Annotated in this window: 19 protein-coding genes; 5 read left to right on the top strand and 14 right to left on the bottom strand. The window is 74.0% G+C overall.

Translation table 11 applies throughout. From position 1 onward, the window contains the following. Window positions 1-27 precede the first annotated feature (27 nt). The 11 genes from ACI789_RS14260 to ACI789_RS14210 all read right to left on the bottom strand — a co-directional run bounded on the left by ACI789_RS14260 (window position 28) and on the right by ACI789_RS14210 (window position 9,997). Window positions 28-864 carry a class II glutamine amidotransferase gene (locus tag ACI789_RS14260; protein ID WP_457010040.1) on the bottom strand — a complete coding sequence of 279 codons (837 nt, stop codon included), beginning with the start codon at window positions 862-864 and terminating at the stop codon, window positions 28-30. Between the two features lie 67 nt (window positions 865-931). Beyond that, entirely contained in the window at window positions 932-1,726 is a 795-nt protein-coding gene (gene hisF, locus ACI789_RS14255; RefSeq protein WP_457010038.1) for an imidazole glycerol phosphate synthase subunit HisF, read from the bottom strand. Next, complete coding sequence (locus ACI789_RS14250) at window positions 1,723-2,115, bottom strand: RidA family protein (protein ID WP_456920577.1); 393 nt, start codon at window positions 2,113-2,115, stop codon at window positions 1,723-1,725. The genes hisF and ACI789_RS14250 overlap by 4 nt, the downstream gene beginning before the upstream one ends. Next, window positions 2,112-2,843 (bottom strand): bifunctional 1-(5-phosphoribosyl)-5-((5-phosphoribosylamino)methylideneamino)imidazole-4-carboxamide isomerase/phosphoribosylanthranilate isomerase PriA, encoded by a 732-nt coding sequence (gene priA / locus ACI789_RS14245; protein WP_457010036.1) that lies wholly within the window; start codon window positions 2,841-2,843, stop codon window positions 2,112-2,114. Before priA ends, ACI789_RS14250 begins: the two co-directional genes overlap by 4 nt. Before the next feature lie 20 nt (window positions 2,844-2,863). Beyond that, a complete protein-coding gene (locus tag ACI789_RS14240) occupies window positions 2,864-3,787 on the bottom strand; it encodes an SDR family oxidoreductase (RefSeq protein ID WP_457010034.1) in 924 nt (307 codons plus the stop codon). A gap of 91 nt (window positions 3,788-3,878) precedes the next feature. Beyond that, complete coding sequence (locus tag ACI789_RS14235; RefSeq protein ID WP_457010032.1) at window positions 3,879-4,691, bottom strand: class I SAM-dependent methyltransferase; 813 nt, start codon at window positions 4,689-4,691, stop codon at window positions 3,879-3,881. Window positions 4,692-4,866: 175 nt separating this feature from the next. Then, the gene (locus tag ACI789_RS14230; protein WP_457010030.1) at window positions 4,867-6,492 is read right to left on the bottom strand and encodes a LuxR C-terminal-related transcriptional regulator; all 1,626 of its coding nucleotides are present in this window, start codon (window positions 6,490-6,492) and stop codon (window positions 4,867-4,869) included. A 154-nt stretch (window positions 6,493-6,646) separates the two neighbouring features. After that, window positions 6,647-7,510, bottom strand: a complete 864-nt coding sequence (locus ACI789_RS14225; protein WP_457010028.1) for an SDR family NAD(P)-dependent oxidoreductase — start codon at window positions 7,508-7,510, stop codon at window positions 6,647-6,649. Then, entirely contained in the window at window positions 7,507-8,343 is an 837-nt protein-coding gene (locus ACI789_RS14220) for an SDR family NAD(P)-dependent oxidoreductase (RefSeq protein WP_457010026.1), read from the bottom strand. The genes ACI789_RS14225 and ACI789_RS14220 overlap by 4 nt, the downstream gene beginning before the upstream one ends. Further along, on the bottom strand, window positions 8,340-9,437 hold the full coding sequence (locus tag ACI789_RS14215; protein ID WP_457010024.1) for a hypothetical protein: 1,098 nt from the start codon (window positions 9,435-9,437) through the stop codon (window positions 8,340-8,342). The genes ACI789_RS14220 and ACI789_RS14215 overlap by 4 nt, the downstream gene beginning before the upstream one ends. Beyond that, window positions 9,434-9,997 carry a UGSC family (seleno)protein gene (locus tag ACI789_RS14210; RefSeq protein WP_457010022.1) on the bottom strand — a complete coding sequence of 188 codons (564 nt, stop codon included), beginning with the start codon at window positions 9,995-9,997 and terminating at the stop codon, window positions 9,434-9,436. The genes ACI789_RS14215 and ACI789_RS14210 overlap by 4 nt, the downstream gene beginning before the upstream one ends. 367 nt (window positions 9,998-10,364) lie before the next feature. Here ACI789_RS14210 and ACI789_RS14205 point away from each other — a divergent pair, with 367 nt between their 5' ends. Next, window positions 10,365-11,237 carry an IclR family transcriptional regulator gene (locus ACI789_RS14205; RefSeq protein WP_457010020.1) on the top strand — a complete coding sequence of 291 codons (873 nt, stop codon included), beginning with the start codon at window positions 10,365-10,367 and terminating at the stop codon, window positions 11,235-11,237. A 150-nt stretch (window positions 11,238-11,387) separates the two neighbouring features. On the opposite strand, the gene ACI789_RS14200 is transcribed toward ACI789_RS14205, so the two are convergent. From ACI789_RS14200 to ACI789_RS14190, 3 genes are read right to left on the bottom strand one after another with little or no spacing between them, the layout of a single operon-like run. Next, complete coding sequence (locus ACI789_RS14200) at window positions 11,388-12,509, bottom strand: NDMA-dependent alcohol dehydrogenase (RefSeq protein ID WP_457010018.1); 1,122 nt, start codon at window positions 12,507-12,509, stop codon at window positions 11,388-11,390. A gap of 10 nt (window positions 12,510-12,519) precedes the next feature. Beyond that, complete coding sequence (locus tag ACI789_RS14195) at window positions 12,520-13,998, bottom strand: aldehyde dehydrogenase family protein (protein WP_457010016.1); 1,479 nt, start codon at window positions 13,996-13,998, stop codon at window positions 12,520-12,522. Window positions 13,999-14,033: 35 nt separating this feature from the next. Then, a complete protein-coding gene (locus tag ACI789_RS14190; RefSeq protein ID WP_457010014.1) occupies window positions 14,034-15,137 on the bottom strand; it encodes an NDMA-dependent alcohol dehydrogenase in 1,104 nt (367 codons plus the stop codon). A gap of 421 nt (window positions 15,138-15,558) precedes the next feature. On the opposite strand from ACI789_RS14190, the gene ACI789_RS14185 reads away from it, so the two are divergent. The 4 genes from ACI789_RS14185 (at window position 15,559) to ACI789_RS14170 (ending at window position 18,934) form a co-directional block, all read left to right on the top strand. Beyond that, a complete protein-coding gene (locus tag ACI789_RS14185) occupies window positions 15,559-16,320 on the top strand; it encodes a CoA transferase subunit A (protein WP_457010012.1) in 762 nt (253 codons plus the stop codon). Further along, on the top strand, window positions 16,320-16,991 hold the full coding sequence (locus tag ACI789_RS14180; RefSeq protein ID WP_457010010.1) for a 3-oxoacid CoA-transferase subunit B: 672 nt from the start codon (window positions 16,320-16,322) through the stop codon (window positions 16,989-16,991). The genes ACI789_RS14185 and ACI789_RS14180 overlap by 1 nt, the downstream gene beginning before the upstream one ends. Window positions 16,992-17,073: 82 nt before the next feature. Further along, entirely contained in the window at window positions 17,074-17,979 is a 906-nt protein-coding gene (locus ACI789_RS14175) for an SDR family oxidoreductase (protein WP_457010008.1), read from the top strand. A gap of 100 nt (window positions 17,980-18,079) precedes the next feature. Then, window positions 18,080-18,934: a DUF559 domain-containing protein gene (locus ACI789_RS14170; RefSeq protein WP_457010006.1), complete on the top strand. Its 855-nt coding sequence runs from the start codon at window positions 18,080-18,082 to the stop codon at window positions 18,932-18,934. Window positions 18,935-18,964 lie beyond the last annotated feature (30 nt).

Raw genomic sequence — 18,964 nt, 5'->3', positions numbered from 1 at the left:
GCAGGTTCCCTGCGCCCCCGCACTCCGCTACGCGGCCACGGGCAGGCGCGGGCGGAACGGCCGCTCCTCCACCGTCCGGCCCACGACCAGCGCGGTGGCCACCGGCACCTCCCGCCACACCCCCGGCAGGTCCACCAGCGGCTCGGAGACGACCGCCCGGGCGTTGTCCGGGAAGTGGGCGAACCGCTCCCGCTCCGGGTACAGCGCACGCAGCGACTCGACGTCCTCGCTGACGTACAGGGAGTTGACCACCGGGCCGCTGGCGTACCGGGCGGCGTAGAGGGTGCTGCCGTCGGTCAGCCCGACGGTCATCTGCAGCGGCTCGGGGATGCCCGCGGCGCCGGCGGCGGCCTCGACGAAGCCGGCCATCGCCTCCAGCCCACCGATCGGGTCCTCGGTCAGCCCGAACGTCAGCGCCAGGTGGAACAGCAGCTCGGAGTCGGTGGTCCCCGCGATGTTGCCGAACAGGTCGGGACGGACGGCCATCAGCAGCTCCCGCCGCAGCCGCGGGTACTCGTTGATGAACCCGTTGTGCACGAACAGCCAGTTGCCGCACCGGAACGGGTGGCAGTTGGTCTGCTGCACCGGCGCGCCGGTCCCGGCCCGCACGTGCGCCAGGAACATCCGCGAGGAGATCTCGGTCGCCAGCTCCAGCAGGTTCTCGTCGCCCCAGGCGGGCGCGGTGGTGCGGAACAGCGCCGGGGTCTCCCGGCGCCCGTACCAGCCCAGGCCCGACCCGTCACCGTTGGGCAGCGGCATGTCCGGCGCGTGCCGGCGGCTCTGCTCGATCAGCGACCGGTCGGGGTCGTACAACAGCTCCCGCGGGGTGATCGGGTCCCCGACGTAGCCGAGCCATCGACACACGGCGCCTCCCCGGGACCAGGTGCTCCCGAGGGTGCCACCGCCGCGCCGCCGGGTCGACGGTCTCCGGTCACCGCAGCGGGGAGTCGGCCTCCCGCCGCACCGGCACGCCGGCGCCGTCCAGCGCGGCCTTGACCTCGCCGATCCGCAGCTTGCCGAAGTGGAAGACGCTCGCGGCCAGGACGGCGTCGGCCCCCGCCTCGACCGCGGGCGGGAAGTGCTCCGGCTCCCCCGCTCCCCCGCTGGCGATCAGCGGCACGGTGACCTCGCGGCGCACCGCCCGAATCAGCTCGAGGTCGAACCCGGCCTGGGTGCCGTCGGCGTCCATCGAGTTGAGCAGCACCTCGCCGACCCCGAGCTCGGCGGCCTGCACCACCCACTCGACGGCGTCCCGGCCGGTGCCGCGCCGCCCGCCGTGGGTGGTGATCTCGAAGCCGGAGTCGGTGCTCGCGCCGTCCCGGCAGCGCCGGGCGTCGAGGGAGAGCACCAGCACCTGGTTGCCGAACCGGTCGGTGATCTCGCTGATCACCTCGGGGCGGGCCACGGCGGCGGTGTTGACCGCCACCTTGTCCGCGCCGGCCCGCAGCAGCCGGTCGACGTCGTCCACGCTGCGCACCCCGCCACCCACGGTGAGCGGGATGAACACGCTCTCGGCGGTCCGGCGGACGACGTCGTAGGTGGTCTCCCGGTTGCCGGAGCTGGCAGTGATGTCGAGGAAGGTCAGCTCGTCGGCGCCCTCGGCGTCGTAGACCCGGGCCATCTCGACCGGGTCGCCGGCGTCGCGCAGGTCGACGAAGTTGACGCCCTTGACCACCCGGCCGGCGTCGACGTCCAGGCACGGGATGACCCGCACGGCCAGGCTCATGCCCCGGCCCTCCGGACCGCGTCGGCCTCGATCTCCACCAGCATCTCCGGGTCGATCAGGGCGGCCACCTGCACCATCGACGTCGCCGGCCGGACGTCGCCGAACACCTCGCCGTGCGCCCGGCCGACCTCCTCCCAGCGGGAGATGTCGGTGACGTACATGCGGGTGCGGACGACGTCGGCCACGGTGAACCCGGCCCGTTCCAGCGCGGCGGCGATGGTGGCCAGCGCCTGGCGGGTCTGCGCGGCGGCGTCCCCGGGGTGCACGACCTCGCCGTCGACGATCGCGGTCGTACCGCTCACCCAGGCCATGTCGCCGTGCACCAGCACGCGGCTGTACCCGACGACCGCCTCCCAGGGCGCGTCGGAGCCGAACCGGACGACACTCACGCCGCCTCCTCGGTGACCCGCAGGGCCTCGGGCAGCGTGAACGCGCCGGCGTACAGCGCCTTCCCGACGATCGCGCCCTCGACCCCGACCGCGGTCAGGCCGGCCAGCGCGCGGATGTCCTCCAGCGAGCTGACCCCGCCGGAGGCGACCACCGGGCGGGGCGTCGCGGCGCACACCTCGCGCAGCAGCTCCAGGTTCGGGCCGCGCAGCGTGCCGTCCTTGGTGATGTCGGTGACCACGTAGCGGGCGCAGCCCTCGGCGTCCAGCCGCGCCAGGGTCTCGTAGAGCTCGCCGCCCTCGCGGGTCCAGCCACGGGCGGCCAGCCGGGTGCCGCGCACGTCCAGGCCGACGGCGATCCGGTCGCCGTGCTCGGCGATCGCGCGGGCGCACCACTCGGGCGACTCCAGCGCCGCGGTGCCGAGGTTGACCCGCCGGCAGCCGGTGGACAGGGCCGCGGCGAGCGACCCGTCGTCCCGGATGCCGCCGGAGAGCTCGACGTCGACGTCGAGTGCGCCGACGACCCGGGCGAGCAGCTCGCGGTTGCTGCCGCGGCCGAAGGCGGCGTCCAGGTCGACCAGGTGCACCCACTCCGCGCCGTCGCGCTGCCACTGCAGCGCGGCCTCCAGCGGGTCGCCGTAGCCGGTCTCGCTGCCGGCCTCCCCCTGCACGAGACGGACGGCCTGACCGTCGGCGACGTCGACGGCGGGGAGCAGCTGCAGCTTGGGCACGCTCCCAGGTTAGTGAGGGGTCATCTGTAGCCCGCGTCACCGGCGGGTCGGCCGGCGTCCTGCACCTCGACGACGTAGCGCCAGGCGTCGGGCTGCGTGCCGTCGACGTCGGGGAAGCCGTAGACGCGGGCCAGCTCGCCGCTGGAGGTGGACCGGCCCGACCAGCGGACACGGTCGGGGTCCGCGGCCAGCGCGGCGACCGCCCGGCCGACGAACGCCGGGCTCTCGGAGATGCAGAAGTGCGGCTCGACCGCCGTCCCGTCCCGCCAGTTCTCCTCGGTCACGCCGTAGTGCTCGAGCATCATCTCCGAGCGCAACCAGCCCGGGGTGAGCGCGACCGCGGTGCCGGCCACCGCGCGCAGCTCCGCGGCCTGGGAGAAGGCCAGCCGGGTCACGGCGACCTTGACCAGGTCGTAGAAGACCGACAGCCGGACGTGGGTGGCGTTGTAGGCGGCCGTGCCGTCGGTCATCTCGACGACCAGCCCACCGGGGCGGCGGGTGAGCAGGCGCAGCGCGTGGGCACTGGTGACCAGGTGGGTCTCCAGCCCGAGGCGGACCAGCCGCAGGCCGCGGTCGAGGTCGGAGGCCCAGATCGGGACGTCCGCCTCGTAGAGGGTCTCGCCGCCCCAGATGTCGTTGACCAGGACGTCGAGCCGGCCGGACTCGGCGTCGATGCGCGCCACCAGCGCGGCCACCTGCGCCGGGTCGAGGTGGTCGCAGACGACCGGGACGCCGCGGCCGCCGGCGGCGGTCACCAGCTCGGCGGTCTCCTCGACCGTCTCGGGGCGGTCGTACTCGGAGCGGTGCCCCGCGGTGCTGCGGCCGGTGCACCACACGGTGGCCCCGGCCGCGCCGAGGGCGACGGCGGTCCCCCGGCCGGCGCCGCGGGTGGCGCCGGCGACGAGCGCGACGGTGGCGGACAGGTCCGGCGGCGTGTACTCCACGCGGGCAGCGTGCACTCGCCCACCGACAGTGCCGTGTCCGCTGTGGCGGCCCCGGTGCCGGGGCCGGTGGGATCGGCTCCGGCCGACCGCGTCACGCCGTCCCGATGCCGACGTTGACGACGTTCGTCAGGACGGCGCGCCCGTCGGTCCCGGCGCGCTCCCGGACCGCGCCGTCGAGGAGCCGGCGCAGCCGCGCCCGCTCGCTCTCGGCGAGGTCGGCGACGAGCGCCCCGGGGATCGGGTTGCCGTAGAGCACCCAGTCCCACATCTCCCGGCCCGAGGCGAACGCCGGTCGCTCGGCCGTCCGCTCGACGCGGACGTCGGTCAGCCCCGCGTCGGTCATCCGTCGGCACAGCACCTCCGGGTCGGCGACCTGGAACTCCAGCGGCGCCGGGTCGTCGGGGAGGCCCGCGAACGTGGGGTCGACCGCCTCCAGGGCACGGATGAAGACCTGGAGGAACTCGAGTTCGGCGGGCGGGCCGTACGCGACCACGAGCACGCGGCCGCCGGGCTTCGTCACGCGGACCATCTCACGCAGCGCGCGCGGCTGGTCCGGCACGAGCATGACCCCGAACTGCGATCCCGTGACGTCGAAGCGGTCGTCCGGCAGGTCGAGGGCGTGACAGTCCATCACGCGCCCCGCTGCGTCGCGCAGGCCCTCGCCCCGTGCACGAGCCACGAAGCGCTCGATCATCGCGGGCGACCAGTCGGTGGCGAGCACCTGCGCACCCAGCCGTGCGGCAGGCAGGGCGAGACCGCCCGTTCCGGCGGCGACGTCGAGGAAGTGCTGCCCCGCCTGCAGCCCGACGAGGTCGAGTGCCTCGTTCGCGAGATCCACCTCCTGGGCAGCTACGTACCGGTCGTAGCCCTCTGCGATGGCGTCCCAGGCCTCGGGTGGCGCCACGTGCTGGTCCGTCCTGGTCCCCTCGCCCTGACTCGTCGTCATCGCGTGTGCCTCCGTCCCCTCCCCGAGCCGCCACCTGGTGCCGTGGCCGACCGTAGGAGGGCAGGCAGCGCCCGGGCATCGGGCCGATGACCCATTCGCGACGACCCGGCATGGGTGTTCCTGCGTAGTGAGCTCAGCGGACGAGGCCGTGCCGGTAGGCGTGCGCGGTGGCCCCGGACCGGGAGGAGAGCCCGAGTTTCGTGAAGATGTTGCTGACGTGCCGCGCGACTGTCTTCTCACTGATGAAGAGCTCGGTCGCGATCGCTCGGTTCGTCTTGCCCGCTGCGACGAGCGCGAGCACCTCACTCTCGCGCCGGCTCAGCCCTCCCGGCGCCGACCCCTCCAGCCGCGCGAGGCGCTCGAGGTCCGGGCGGGCACCCAGTTCGCCGAGCGCGCCGCGCGCCGCCGCGAAGTCCAGCTCGGCGCTCGCGCGGTCACCCAGCTCGCGGCAGGCGACCGCGATGAGCAGACGGACGCGCGCCGCCCGGTAGGGCGCATCGAGGTCGCACCACGAGCGATGCGCCCGCCGCAAGGTCGGCAGCGCCGTCCGGGGATCCCCGCCACGCAGCAGGACGGCACCGCATGCCTCGGCGGCGAGCGCGTCCAGGTACTCGGTGTCGAACTGTGCGGCGATCGCACCGAGTTCGTCGGCCGCGGCCCGCGCGCTGCCGAGGTCGTCGGCCTCCAACAGGACCTCGATGCAAGCGGGGAGCAGCCGGGCGCGAACGAGCGGGCCCTGCGCCTCGTCGAGCGCGCGACGGATGGCCGGGATCGCGACGTCGACCCGGCCTTGCGCCAGGCGCAGGAGGGACATCCCCGGCTCGGCGTCCCGTCCCGCTCGGCCGGCCCGGCGATAGGCCTCCTCTGCCTCCGCCAGCTCGCCGCGGAGCCGATGGATCTCGGCCACCTCGTAGTACGCCGACCCGAGCGCGTCCCACGCCGGTGGACCGGCCAGCGACCCGCACGCCCTGCGGGCGGATTCGAGGGCGTCGGTCCAGGCCCCGCGCAACCGGAGGATCTCGCAGCGGTGGACCAGGCAGTGGCCACGGAACGGGACGACGTCGGGCTGGGCGGCGCACCAGCGGGTGAGCGCCTCGGTCCACTCGCTCGAGCGGCGGAGATCGAACACCTCGTGGCACAGGGCGATCACCTGGCAGTACGCGATGCCGGCGAGCATCGGCCCGACTTCGTCGGCGGTCACCGAGACCATGACCTCGTCGAGCAGCGCCGTGCCCTCGGCGACTCGTCTCCGCTGGATCAGCGCGTACGCCAGGCAGAGCCGCGCGAACACCGTCGCGTCGGCGTCGGCGCAGCGCTCGGCGATCGCCCCCGCCTCGACCAAGCGCGGGTACACGTCCGCGGCACCCTCGAACAGGAGCGGCAACGCGGTGAGCATCCGCAGCCACGCCTGCTCGACGCAGGCGTGCGGCCCCGCCTCCAGGAGCCGTCCGCCGCGGGCGACCCAGCCCGTCGCAGGTGCCAGGTCGCCGCGGAAGAACAGCCCCAGCGCCTGCCAGAACGCGCAGCGTGCGGCCCGCTCCGGTCGGCCCCGCTCCAGCCACGCGTGGTGAGCGGCGATCCAGGCGCGCTCGCACACGTCGTCCTCGCCGACCATGTAGGCGGCGACCGCCAGCCGCTCGAGATCCGCGGCGTCCAGCTGCCCCGCGCGGTGGACCGCCGCCAGCTGGGCGAACGCGTCCCCCCACTGGCGACGTCCGAACGAGCCGCGGGCTCGCTCCACCGGGTCGGCGGCGCCCACGCGAGACACGGTATGCCCGGCGGTGAGCCGCGTCAGGGCCTCGCGACGCGCGGCTGCACCCCGTGGTCGACGGCGCCGTCAGGAACGGCTCGGCTGCCCGTGCTCGACCCAGGGCGCGAGCACGGGCAGCCGGCGGACGGGACCGGCGCCGGCGTCAGGAGAGCGCGGCCTCCGCCGCCGGCTCGGGGTGGCGGAGCGGGAACGGGCTCATGCCGCCCCCGTCGATCGGGATCGCCTGCGCGGTGATGTAGCCGGCCTCGGGTGAGGCGAGGAAGGCGACCGCCGCGGCGACGTCCTCGGGCAGCCCGACCCGGCCCACCGGGATCGCCCGGCCGCGCGAGGCGAGCAGGGCGGCCTCGTCGACGTCGGGACCCGAGCTCAGGAACGCCCGGCTGGTGCCCACCAGGCCCGGGCACAGCGCGTTGACCGTGATCCCCCACGGGCCGAGGTCCATCGCCAGCGCCCGGGTCAGGCCGATGACGCCGGCCTTGGACGCCGAGTACGGGCCGCTGAACGGCGCCGCGGTGAGCCCGGCCATCGACGAGATGTTGACGATCCGGCCGGAGCGCTGGGCCCGCATCACCGGGACGGCGGCGCGGCTCATCAGCCACGGGCCGCGCAGGTTGACCGCGACCACCCGGTCGAAGACCTCGATCGGGACGTCGGCGACGTCGGCGCGGTCCGGGCCCTGGGGTGCCGCGGCGTTGTTGACCAGCACGTCCAGGCGGTCGAATCGCTCGACCGCCTCGGCCACCATGCGCTCGGCGTCGCCCTCGACCGCGACGTCGCCCAGGGAGGCCGCCGCCGTCCCGCCGGACGCGGTGATGTCGGCGACCAGCGCCTCCACCCCGCCCCAGCCGGCCGACCGGCCCTCCTGCTGCCGGTTGGGGACGCCGGTGGCCTGCAGGTCGGTGACGACGACGGCCAGGCCCTGGGCCGCCAGCCGGCGGGCGATCGCCTGGCCCATCCCGTCGGGCTTGCCGCAGCCGGTGACCAGCGCGACCCGCTGTGCGGTCACGTGGCGTCCCCGGCGGGTTTCGGCGGCTTGGGGCTGCTCGGGCCGCCGTCCACCGACAGGATCTGGCCGGAGATCCACCGCGCCCGGTCGCTGGAGAGGAACAGCACCGCCTGGGCGATGTCCCAGGGGCTGCCCTCGGTGCCCAGCCCGGACCAGCCCCGGCGGATCGCCCGCATCTCCGGGGACATGTTCGCCGCGGCGAACGCCCCCCAGATGGCGCCGACCTGCACGCAGTTCACCCGGATGCCGCGGTCGCCGAGGGTGTTGGCCGCGCCGACGGTCATGTTCTCCAGCCCGGCCTTGGCCAGGTTGTAGACCATGCCCGGACCGCGCGCCCGGACGCCGACCGAGCTGATGTTGACGATCGCCGAGCCGCTGGGCAGCACCTCCACCGCGTGGCGGGTCATCTGCCAGGCGGTGGTGAGGTTGAGGTCCATCAGCTGGTGGAAGCGCTCGGGGGTCACCTCGAAGATGCCCGCGCGGTCGCCGACGGCGACGTTGTTGACCAGCGTGTCGAAGCCGCCGAACTGGCCGACGGTCTCGGCCACCGCGCCCTTGCAGGCGTCGTCGTCGAGCAGGTCGGCGACGACGGCGACCGCCTTGCCGCCGTCGGCCTCGATCGCGTCGACGGTGCGCTGCGCCGCGGCCCGGTCCCGGTCGAGGACGGCGACCCGCGCGCCGTGGGCGGCGAACACCCGGCTGATGGCGTAGCCGACGCCGGGCTCGTTCTGGCTCTGCTGCCCGCCGCCGGTGACCAGCGCGGTGCGGCCGGTCATCCAGGGCTCGCCGGCCTCGCCGAAGGGGTCGGTGAGGGACTCGCTGAACTCGGTCACTGCTGGCCTCCTGAGGGGGTGGTGCGGCCGACGACGGGCACCGAGCTGGCCGACCAGCCCGAGAAGACCCGCACGACCATCGAGATGCCGGCGTTGCGGGCGCCGGCGACGAGGATGGGCAGCGCCTCGGGGCCGTCGGTGGCGAACAGCCGGTCGAACACCTCGGGGTCGGTGCCGCTGTCGGCGAAGCGGACGCCGTTGTCGCCGACGCCGTCCTTGCCGACCCGGGCCAGGTCGGCCTTGCTCTTCCCGCAGCGCTCGACCAGCCAGGCGCGGACGTCGGCCTTGCTCATCCCGGCCTTCGCCAGCATCTGCGCGTGCTCGGGGCAGAAGACGATCCCGGCCGGGTGGTGCCGGAAGATCGACGCGCCGCTGCGGGAGATCGTGTCGGCGAAGTCGGCGAGCAGCTGCTCGGGGTCGGCGGTGTGCCGGTTGTCGACGTACTCGACGGTGCGGGTGAGCATCCCGGAGACCGCGGAGGTGCCGGCGGGCACGCCGCCCTCGACCGACAGCGGCTCCCAGGGGTTCTCCTCCTCGTTCTCCGCGAGGCACACCTGCCAGCGGCCGGGCAGGCCCTGGGTGGCCTGCTCGAACCCGTGCGGGACGACGCCGAAGGCGTTGCGCACCATCAGGCCGATCGTCCGGGCGATCGTCATGTTGGGCCGGAAGCCCGGGCCGAACGCGCCGCCGGCGGTGTTGAAGCCCAGCTCCTGCCGGACCGGGCCGTTGACCACGAGCAGGGGCGAGGGGCCACTGGTCGACTGCCAGCCGCCGCCGGTGGCCGAGCGGTCGCGCTGCACGGCCTCCCAGGCGGCGAGCACCACGGGGAAGTACTCGGGGCGGCAGCCGGCCATGGCGGCGTTGATCGCGGCCAGCTCCACGGTGACGCTGCGGTCCAGGTGCGGCAGCGTGCCGATGACCTCGTCGGGCTGCCGGTCGACGGTGTCGAGGAACCGGTCGACCAGGGAGCGGGTCGCGGGCACCAGCGGCAGGCCGTCGGACCAGCCCTGGGCGTAGCAGTGCTCGATCGCCGCCTGGGCGGCCTCGGGGTCGGCGTCCGGGACGACGACGGGGGCGTCGGCCTGGAGTGTCACGACGCCACCTCCTGCGCGGCCGCGTCGGTCACCGTCGCCACGACCTGGGGCAGCAGCTGGCGGGCCCGCTCGCGGACGGCGTCCGCGTCGAGGATCGCCACCGGGTGGGCGGTGGTCAGGTAGCGGTAGTCGGGCGCCCCCTGGACCTCGGCCATCCCGCTGGCGGTGGCGGTGAAGGCGTCGGAGCAGATGACCGCGGCCGGTACGCCGGCCCGCTCGAGCGCGATCCCGTCGGCGACCGCCGAGGCGCTGCACGAGCCGCAGTCACCGACGCCGGTGAGGACGACGTCGCACGCGCCGACCAGCTCGGCCAGCGTCTCCTCCGGCAGCGGCAGCGCGAACGCGGTCTTGGTGCGACGCAGCACGGTGGTCGAGGCCCCGTGCTCGCTCTGCAGCAGCGCGGCGAGCTCGTCGAGCAGCAGGGCCGCGTTGTGCTTGGTGTTCTCCAGCAGCCCCAGCCGGACGCCGGTCAGGTCGGTGCGCCGGGGTGCCCGGGCGGTGGCGCCGATGCGGGTCGTCGTCCGGCCGGTGGGGTCGAGGATGTCGGCGAGGGTGGCCATCAGGCGGTTCCTCCCGGGGCGGGGGTCGGGATCGGGTGCACGCTGCCTCGTGTCCTCTCGGCGGGATGGGGCCGCCGTCGGGGCCTCCCAGGGCCCGTCCGGCGCGCGGCTCACGGTGAGCGGACGGGCGTCCGCGACGCCGGCGTCCCCGCTCCGGGGGCACCGGGCGCACCGCCCGTCTCCGCCCGTCCATGGTGTCCGGGGCCACACCGGTGCAGCGACGGACCTTCCCCCGGGTGGAAGGCCGCCGCCGCGGCGCACCCGTCGGAGGACGTGCTTGACACCACACGAGGGGCCTGCGCAGAGTGACGCGGGCCACGATGGGTGCACAGCTCAACTCGATGGCGTGTGAAACGAAAGGGCGTTGATGGGAGCCACGACACTGACCGCAGCCGTTCCCGAGAACCAGCCGAGCCGCCTCCCCGGCGGAGGGGCCGCCACGGCCGCCGGCCGGGTCCTCGCCGTCCTGTCCGCCTTCGGGCCGAGCCACCCGTCCCTGACCCTCAGCGAGATCAGCCGGCGGTCCGGGCTGACGCTGACCACCACCCACCGGCTGGTCGGCGAGCTGCGGCAGTGGGGCGGTCTGGAGCGCGGCCCCGACGGCCGCTACGCGATCGGCCTGCGGCTGCTCGAGCTCGGCGCGCTGGCCCCGCACGGGCTGCAGCTGCGCGAGCTGGCCCTCCCCTACCTCGACGACCTGCACCAGGCCACCCGCGCCAACGTGCACCTCGCCGTCCGGGACGGCGCGGACGGCGTCTACGTCGAGGCGCTGCGGGCCCGCGGCGCGGTGCAGGTGCTCAGCCGGCTGGGCGGCCGCTGGCCGCTGCACGCCACCGGCACCGGCCAGGTGCTGCTGGCCTTCGCCGAGCGGGAGGTCCAGGACGAGCTGCTGCAGGCGCCGCTCAAGCGGTTCACCCCCGACACGATCACCAACATCGGCGAGCTGCGCCGGGTGCTGGCCGAGGTGCGCCGCACCGGGATCGCCATCGCCGACAACCAGCTGACGCCCGACGCGCTCGCCGTCGCCGTCCCGGTGCGCGGCCGGCGCGACGAGGTGGTCGCCGCCCTGGGCGTCACCGTGCAGCGGGGCACCGTGCCGAGCCACGCGCTCGTCCCCGCCCTGGCGGCCACCGCCCGCGGCATCTCGCGGGCCCTCGGCTCGCCGTCGGCCACCCCCGAGGCCGGGGGCGCGATCCGCGCGTCCCGCACCGGGGGCGCGATGACGCCCCGCACCCGCTGACGCCCCGCACCCGCTGACGCCGCCGGTCCCCCTCGGGGCCGGCGGCGTCGTCGTGTCCGCGGCCGGTGGACCCGGCGCACGCCAGAGGCCGCCGGCACCGTGCAGTGCCGGCGGCCCCGGTGGCGGCCCCGTCCAGAGGACGGGGTCCTCTCAGTCGTGCAGGATCACGCCGCGGATGTTCTTGCCGTCGGCGAGGTCCTGGTAGGCCTCGTTGACCTCGTCCAGCGCGTACGTGCGGGTCACCAGCTCGTCGAGCTTGAGCTGACCGTCCTGGTACAGGCGGAGCAGCCGGGGCACGTCGTAGAGCGGGTTGCAGTCGCCGAACAGGGCGCCGCGGACCTGCCGCTGGTAGCCGATGAGCGCGCCGGCGTGGAAGTGCGCGGCCTTCTCGGTCAGCTTGCCGACGCCGGTGATGGTGACCTTGCCGCCCTTTCCGGTCATCTGGATGGCGGCGTTGACCATCTCCTCGGTCACCACACCGGGGGTGAGGATCGCGTGGTCGGCCAGCTGGCCCCAGGTGGTCTCGACGACGAAGTCGTGCGCCTCCTTCGCCGAGGCGAAGGCGTGGGTGGCGCCGAAGACCGAGGTGGCCATGTCGCGCTTGAACTCGACCGGGTCGACCACGACGACGTTCTTCGCGCCGGCGTACCGGGCGCCCTGGACGGCGTTGCTGCCGACCCCGCCCGACCCGAAGACGACGACGGTGTCCCCGGCGCGGACGCCGGCCGCGTTCACGGCCGACCCCCACCCGGTGGGGACGCCGCAGCCGACCAGGCAGGCGACCTCCCACGGGATGCCGTCGGCCAGCGGGATGGCCGCCCACTCCGAGATCACCGCGTACTGCGAGAACGAGCCCACGGTGCAGAAGCCGCCGAGGTCCTCGTCGCCGAGGTGGAACCGGAAGGTGCCGTCGAGGAACATGCCGGTGCCGGCGTTGAGCCCCTTCACGCACATGTTCTGGTGCCCGGTGGAGCAGGGACGGCAGGCGCCGCAGGCCGGGATGTAGGAGCAGACGATCCGGTCACCGGGCCTGACCCGGGTGACGTTCGGGCCGACCGACTCGACGATGCCGGCGCCCTCGTGGCCACCGACCACGGGCATGCGCACCGGCGCGTCGCCCTGGGTGATGTGGTCGTCGGAGTGGCACAGGCCCGAGGCGGCGAACTTGACCCGGACCTCGTGCTCCTTGGGGTCGTCGAGCTGGAGGTCGACCAGCTCCCAGCCCTTGTGCGCCTCGCGGGCGATGGCCGCGCGCGTGGTGATGCTGCTCATGCGATCCCTCTCAGTTCCCGGTGCCACGGAGGGACACGGTCTTGACCTGGGTGTAGTCGAGGACCGCGTCGGCCCCCATCGACCGGCCGAAGCCGCTGCGCTTGTAACCGCCGAACGGACCGCCGATGACCCCGGCGCCCAGGGCGGCGTTCACCGCGACCTGGCCGGCCTGCAGGCCACGGGCGAACTTCACGGCCTTGCCGACGTCCCGGGTCCAGACCGAGGCGACCAGGCCGTAGTCGGTGCCGTTGGCGACCTCGAGGGCCTGCTCGTCGTCGTCCACCGGGGTGACCCCGAGGACCGGCCCGAAGATCTCCTCCTGGTGGATGCGCATCGCCGGGTCGACGTTGTCGAACAGGGTCGGCTCGACGAAGTAGCCGCGCTCGAACTTCTCCCCGGACGGGCGACCGCCGCCGAGGACGAGGTCGGCGCCCTCCTCCTGGCCCAGCTGCATGTACTTGAGCACGCGCTCCTGCTGCTTGGCGTTGATGAGCGGGCCCATGTTCACCTGCTCGTACCAGGGGCCGACCTCGACCTGCGACATGTGCTCGGCCAGGCGCTGGACGACCTCGGCGTGGATCGAGCGCGCGACGACGACCCGCGAGCCGGCGGCGCAGATCTGTCCGGTGTTGAGCGTGATGCCTCGGGCGATCGCCGGGACGGCGGCGTCGAGGTCGGCGTCGGCGAGGATGACCTGCGGCGACTTGCCGCCCAGCTCGAGGTGCAGCGGGGTGAGGTTCTTCGCGCAGGCGGCCATGATCAGCTCGCCGGTCTGCGGGGAGCCGGTGAAGCTGATCCGGCGGATCCGCGGGTGCGCCGGGATGGCCGCGCCCGCCTCGTGCCCGTAGCCGGTGACCACGTTGACCACGCCCGGCGGGATGCCGGCCTCGAGGGCCAGCTTGGCCAGGGCCAGCGCGGTCAGCGGCGCGTCCTCGGCCGGCTTGATCACGATGGTGTTGCCCGCGGCGATCGCCGGGCCGACGTCGGTGACGAACATCGGGCCGGGGGCGTTCCACGGGATGACCGCGCCGACGACGCCATAGGGCTCGCGGAGGGTCAGCCCGAGGGCGTCGGGGGTGTAGGTGGGCAGGGACAGGCCCTGCACCTTGTCCGCCTGGCCGGCCGTGAAGCGGAGCTGACCGGACATCGGCGGCGGGCCCCAGTGCGGGCGGCCGACCTCCTGGGACTCCAGGGCGTCGAGCTCGGCGATGTTCTCGTCGATCAGCGCGGCCCAGCGGAACAGCAGGGCGGCGCGGGCGGTGGCGTTGGTGTCCCGCCAGGCCGGGAAGGCGGCCTCGGCGGCCGTCACCGCGGCGTCGACGTCCGCGGCGGTGCCGCGCGGCACGCGCGCGAGCACCTCACCGGTCGCGGGGTTGACGACGTCGATCGTGTCGCCGCCGGAGGCCGGGACCCAGTCCCCGCCGATCAGCTGGGCGTTGTCGATGATCAGGGCGTTCCCGGTCGTGGGGCCGGGAGGAGCGATCGTCATGTGTCTCGTCCTCGGTTCCTGTGTCTGCTCGTGGCTCAGTGCTCGTGGACGATGACGCCGCGGATGTTCTTGCCGTCGAGCATGTCCTGGTAGCCCTGGTTGACGTCCTCCAGGCGGTAGGTCTTCGTCACCAGCTCGTCGAGCTTGAGCTTCCCGGAGCGGTAGAGGCTGATCAGCCGCGGGACGTCGTGCAGCGGGTTGCAGCCGCCGAAGATGCCGCCCTGCACGCGCCGCTGGTAGCCGATGAACACGCCCGGGTGCTCGTTCACCCAGCCGTTGCCGACGGCGGTGATGGTGACCTGCCCGGTCTTGCCGACCACCTGCAGGGCGTCGGCGATGACCTCGTCGTGCAGGCTGCCGACGGTGATGATGGCGTGGTCGGCCAGCTCACCCCAGGTCGACTCGACGACGAACTCGTGCGCCTCCTTGGCCGAGGCGAAGGTGTGGGTGGCGCCGAAGACGGTCGCCATCTCCCGCTTGAACTCCACCGGGTCGACGACGACCACCCGCTCGGCGCCGGCCAGGGCTGCACCCTGGACCGCGTTGCTGCCCACGCCACCGGCCCCGTAGATGACCACGGTGTCGCCGGCCTTGACGCCGGCGAGGTGGACCGCGCTGCCCCAGCCCGTGGGCACGCCGCAGCCGACGAGGGCCGCGATCTCGAACGGGATGTCGTCGGGGATCTGGATGACCGAGTACTCGCTGACGACGGCGAACTGGGAGAACGTGCCCAGCACGCAGAGGCCGCCGAAGTCCTGGCCGTCCTGGTGGAAGCGGAAGGTGCCGTCGGGGAACTCGCCGGTCGAGGCGTTCTTGCCCTCGTCGCAGAGGTTCTGCCGGCCGGTGGAGCAGTAGCGGCACTTGCCGCAGGCGGGGATGAAGGAGCAGACCACGTGGTCGCCGACCTTCACCCGGGTGACGCCCTCACCGACGGCGTCGACGATGCCGGCGCCCTCGTGCCCGCCGACCACGGGGAAGCGCATCTGCGCGTCGCCCTTCTGGATGTGGTCGTCGGAGTGGCACATCCCGGCCGCCATGAACTTGATGCGGACCTCGTTGGCCTTCGGCTCGTCGAGCTCGAGCTCGGTGATCTCCCACGGCCGACCAGGCTCGCGGCAGACCGCGGCGCGCGTGGTCATGCTCATATGGGCTCCTTCCCAGTACTGGACGTCGGCCGCTGCGGGGTGCTCGGCGGAGGCGGTGGGCCCCTCGGGAGGCCGTCCGTCACCGGCTGCTGAGCGCTCTCCCGGCCGGCCTCCAATCTGCGGCGACGACGGTGGCCTGGACCACAGGTCTTCCCCATCACGGAAGACGACGGCGCCGGTGGGCTGCCCGGCCGCGCTGTGCACTGCGTCTCCTTTCCGGGACGTGGAAGGAGGACTGCTCGCCCGCCGGTGCGGCTGCTGCACTCGTCGTGCCGACCGAGGTGACCGCTGCCCGGTCCGGTCGGTTCCCCCGACGAGCAAGCCCCGCGCCGCCCGGCGCCTCCGCGGAGCCTCCTGCCGGTCCGCGAGCGAGCCCATCCCCGTGGAAGGACCCATCCCCCGTGAAGGACCGCCAGTGATCGACAAGTTCCGCGAGGACGTCCTGTCCGTGGTCGACGCCGTGCCCTCGGGTGCCTCCATCGCCGTGGGCGGCTTCGGCAGCTCCGGCCGGCCGGACGGGCTGATCGACGCGCTCTGCGCGCTGGACAAGCGCGACCTGCACGTGATCGTCAACAACGTCGGCCACGACTTCACCGGCGTCGGCCGGCTGCTGCACGAGAGCCGGCTGCGGCGCGTGACGGCGTCCTTCCCGATCCTGCAGGAGTTCTACGACGAGTACTTCGCCGGCAAGGTGGAGCTCGAGCTCATCCCGCAGGGCACGCTCGCCGAGCGGCTGCGCGCCGGCGGCTCCGGCATCCCCGCCTTCTTCACGCCGTCCGGCGCCGGGACGATGCTCTCCGACGGCTCCTTCACGCTGCGCTACTCCCCCGACGGCGGCGTCGCCGAGCACGTGCCGGCCAAGGAGACCCGGCTGATCAACGGCCGCGAGTACGTCCTCGAGGAGGGCATCGTCGCCGACTTCGGGTTCGTCAAGGCGCACAAGGGCGACCGGAAGGGCAACCTGCGGTTCCGCCTCTCGGCCCGCAACTTCAACCCGATGGCGGGTATGTCCGGGAGGACCACCTTCGCCGAGGTCGAGCACCTGGTCGACGTCGACGAGCTGCACCCCGACGACGTGCACCTGCCGGGCGTGTTCGTGGACGACGTCGTGCTGTCCACGAGCAAGGCGCCCGCCACCGACGAGCCCGTCGCCGCGACCCCGAGGAAGGCCTCCTGATGACCGGCACCATCCCCGCCCCGGCCGCCCTCGTCGGCCGCACCCGCGAGGGCATCGCCCAGCGCCTGGCCGAGGACCTGCAGGACGGCTACGTCGTCAACCTCGGCGTCGGCATCCCGCTGCTGGTCCCCCGCTACCTGCCGGCGGACAAGGAGATCGTCCTCCACGCGGAGAACGGCGTCCTGGGCATCGGTGGCGAGGCCGCCCCCGGCGAGGAGGACCCCGACCTCACCGACGCCGGCAAGCAGCCGATCACCCTGATCAGCGGCGCGGCCATCACCGACTCGGCGCTGTCGTTCGCGATCATCCGCGGCGGCCACCTCGACGCCACGATCCTCGGCGCGCTGCAGGTCTCGGCCTCGGGCGACCTGGCCAACTGGTACGTGCCGGGCAAGAACCCCGCGGTCGGCGGCGCGATGGACCTCGTCGCCGGCACCCCGCAGGTGTGGGTCGCGATGGAGCACGTCGACCGCAAGGGCCGGCCGAAGATCGTGGCCGAGTGCACCATGCCCCTGACCGGCAAGCAGTGCGTCACGCGGGTCTACACCGACCTGGCCGTCTTCCACGTCGTCGACGGCGCGCTCCGGCTGGTCGAGTGCGCCCCCGGCGTCACGCCCGAGGACGTCCGCGCCCACACCGCCGCCCCCTACACCGAGCACCTGGCCGGCTGACCGGTCCGGTCCCACAGGCTCCCGGGCCCGTACCGCCGTCCGTGCGGTGCGGGCCCGGACCGTGTCGAGACGAGGAGAGAACATGCAGGACGTCGAGGGCAAGGTCGCGTTCATCACCGGCGGGTCCAGCGGGATCGGCCGCGGCATCGGGCTGGCCTTCGCCCGGGCGGGCATGACGGTGGTCATCAGCGGCCGCCGGCAGGAGCACGTCGACGAGACGCTCAAGGAGTTCGCCGACGCGGGGCTGTCCGCCGACGCCGTCCTCCTCGACGTCACCGACCGCGACGCCGTGGAGCGCGCCGCCGAGGAGACCGTGCGCCGCCACGGCCGGGTCGACGTGCTGGTCAACAACGCCGGCATCGGCCTCACCGGCCCGGTCATGGCGGCCACGCCGGCGGACTGGGACTGGCTGATCGACGTCAACATCAAGGGCGTCGGCCACGGCATCCAGGCGTTCGTGCCGCACATGCGCGCGCACGGGCAGGGCGGGCACATCGTCAACACCGCCTCGATGGCCGCGCTCATGCCGATCGTCGCGGGGCTGTACTCGATGACGAAGGCCGCAGTCGTGGCGCTGTCGGAGGCGCTGGCCATCGAGCTGGCCCCCGAGGGCATCGGCGTCTCGGCGTACTGCCCCGGCCCGGTGCACAGCAACATCGCCGGCGCCGTGGCCAACCGGCCGGAGCAGTACGGCGAGAGCGGCTACACCCCGCCGCCGGCCGAGTTCCTCGAGCGGGCCAAGACCCAGCCGTACATGAGCTACGTGGAGGCCGGCGAGCGGGTCCTGGACGGCGTCCGCCGGGGCGACCTGTTCATCCTCACCCACCCCGAGTTCAAGGCCGGCGTGCAGGACCGCTTCGACACCACGCTGGCCGCGTTCCCCGACGAGCCGATCGACCAGGAGCGGGCCGCGGCGATCCCGTTCCTGACCGCGTCCCCGATCTACTCGCCGGAGGAGCGGCTGCCCTCCCCGCGCTTCGCGCGCTGACCCCCGCCCGGAGGGGCAGGAATGGCCATTTCTGCCCCTCCGGTGCCGGGCCTGTGGACGGCGAGAGCGAGCACGTACCCACTCCGGCCACCCTGCCGCAGTGCCTCGCTCACACCTCACCGGCCTCTTCGTCGGCAGCCAGGCCGTCGCCGACGGGCTCCTCACCGCCAAGCAGTTGCGTGAGCGCAGCTACCGGCGCCTGGTGCAGGGCGTCTACGCCGACCCCGGGCTGGAGTTCGATCATCGGCTGCGATGTCAGGGCGTCGCCCTCCTCCTGCCACCCGGCACTGCGATCGGCGGTCACTCCGCGGCTGCCTGGCACGGCGCGCCCTTTGCCGGCCTGCACGACCCCGTGACCGTCGTCCGACCCGCCACCGTGCAGTGGAGGGGACCGCGCGAGGTCCGCGTCCACCGCAGTGACCTCGACGCGACCGACGTCGAGTGGCACGACGTCCCGGTGACGTCGGCCCTGCGGACGGCCTGGGACCTCGCCGCGCTGGAGTCGCGGGGTGCCGCAGTCGCCGCACTCGACGCGATGGTCCGGTGCAGAGCGGTCTCGCTGAACGGTCTGTCGGCCATGGCGAACGCGGGCACGGGCCGGTGGGGCGTCACTCGTGTGCGCAAGGCGGTCGCGCTCGTCGACCCGCGGGCGGAGTCGGCGCCGGAGTCCCGGGTGCGGGTGGCCCTCGTGGTGGCCGGCCTGACGCCGGTCCCCCAGTACGAGGTGCGCGTGGCCGGCGCTTTCGTCGCGCGCGTGGACCTGGCCTTCCCGGAGGCGCGCCTGGCGATCGAGTACGAGGGCGCCCACCACTTCACCGACGGCCAGATCGCCCGGGACGACTCCCGTCTCCGGAGACTGCGCGCAGCGGGTTGGAGGGTGATCCGGCTCAGCGCGACCGACCTGCGGGACCTGGACGGCGTCGTCGCCCGGGTCCGCGCCGCACTGAGCCGGTGACCCACTGGAGGGCAGAAATGGCCATCTCTG

This window comes from Geodermatophilus sp. SYSU D00965 (assembly GCF_054050075.1).
This window is presented reverse-complemented; position numbering and strand designations above follow the sequence as displayed.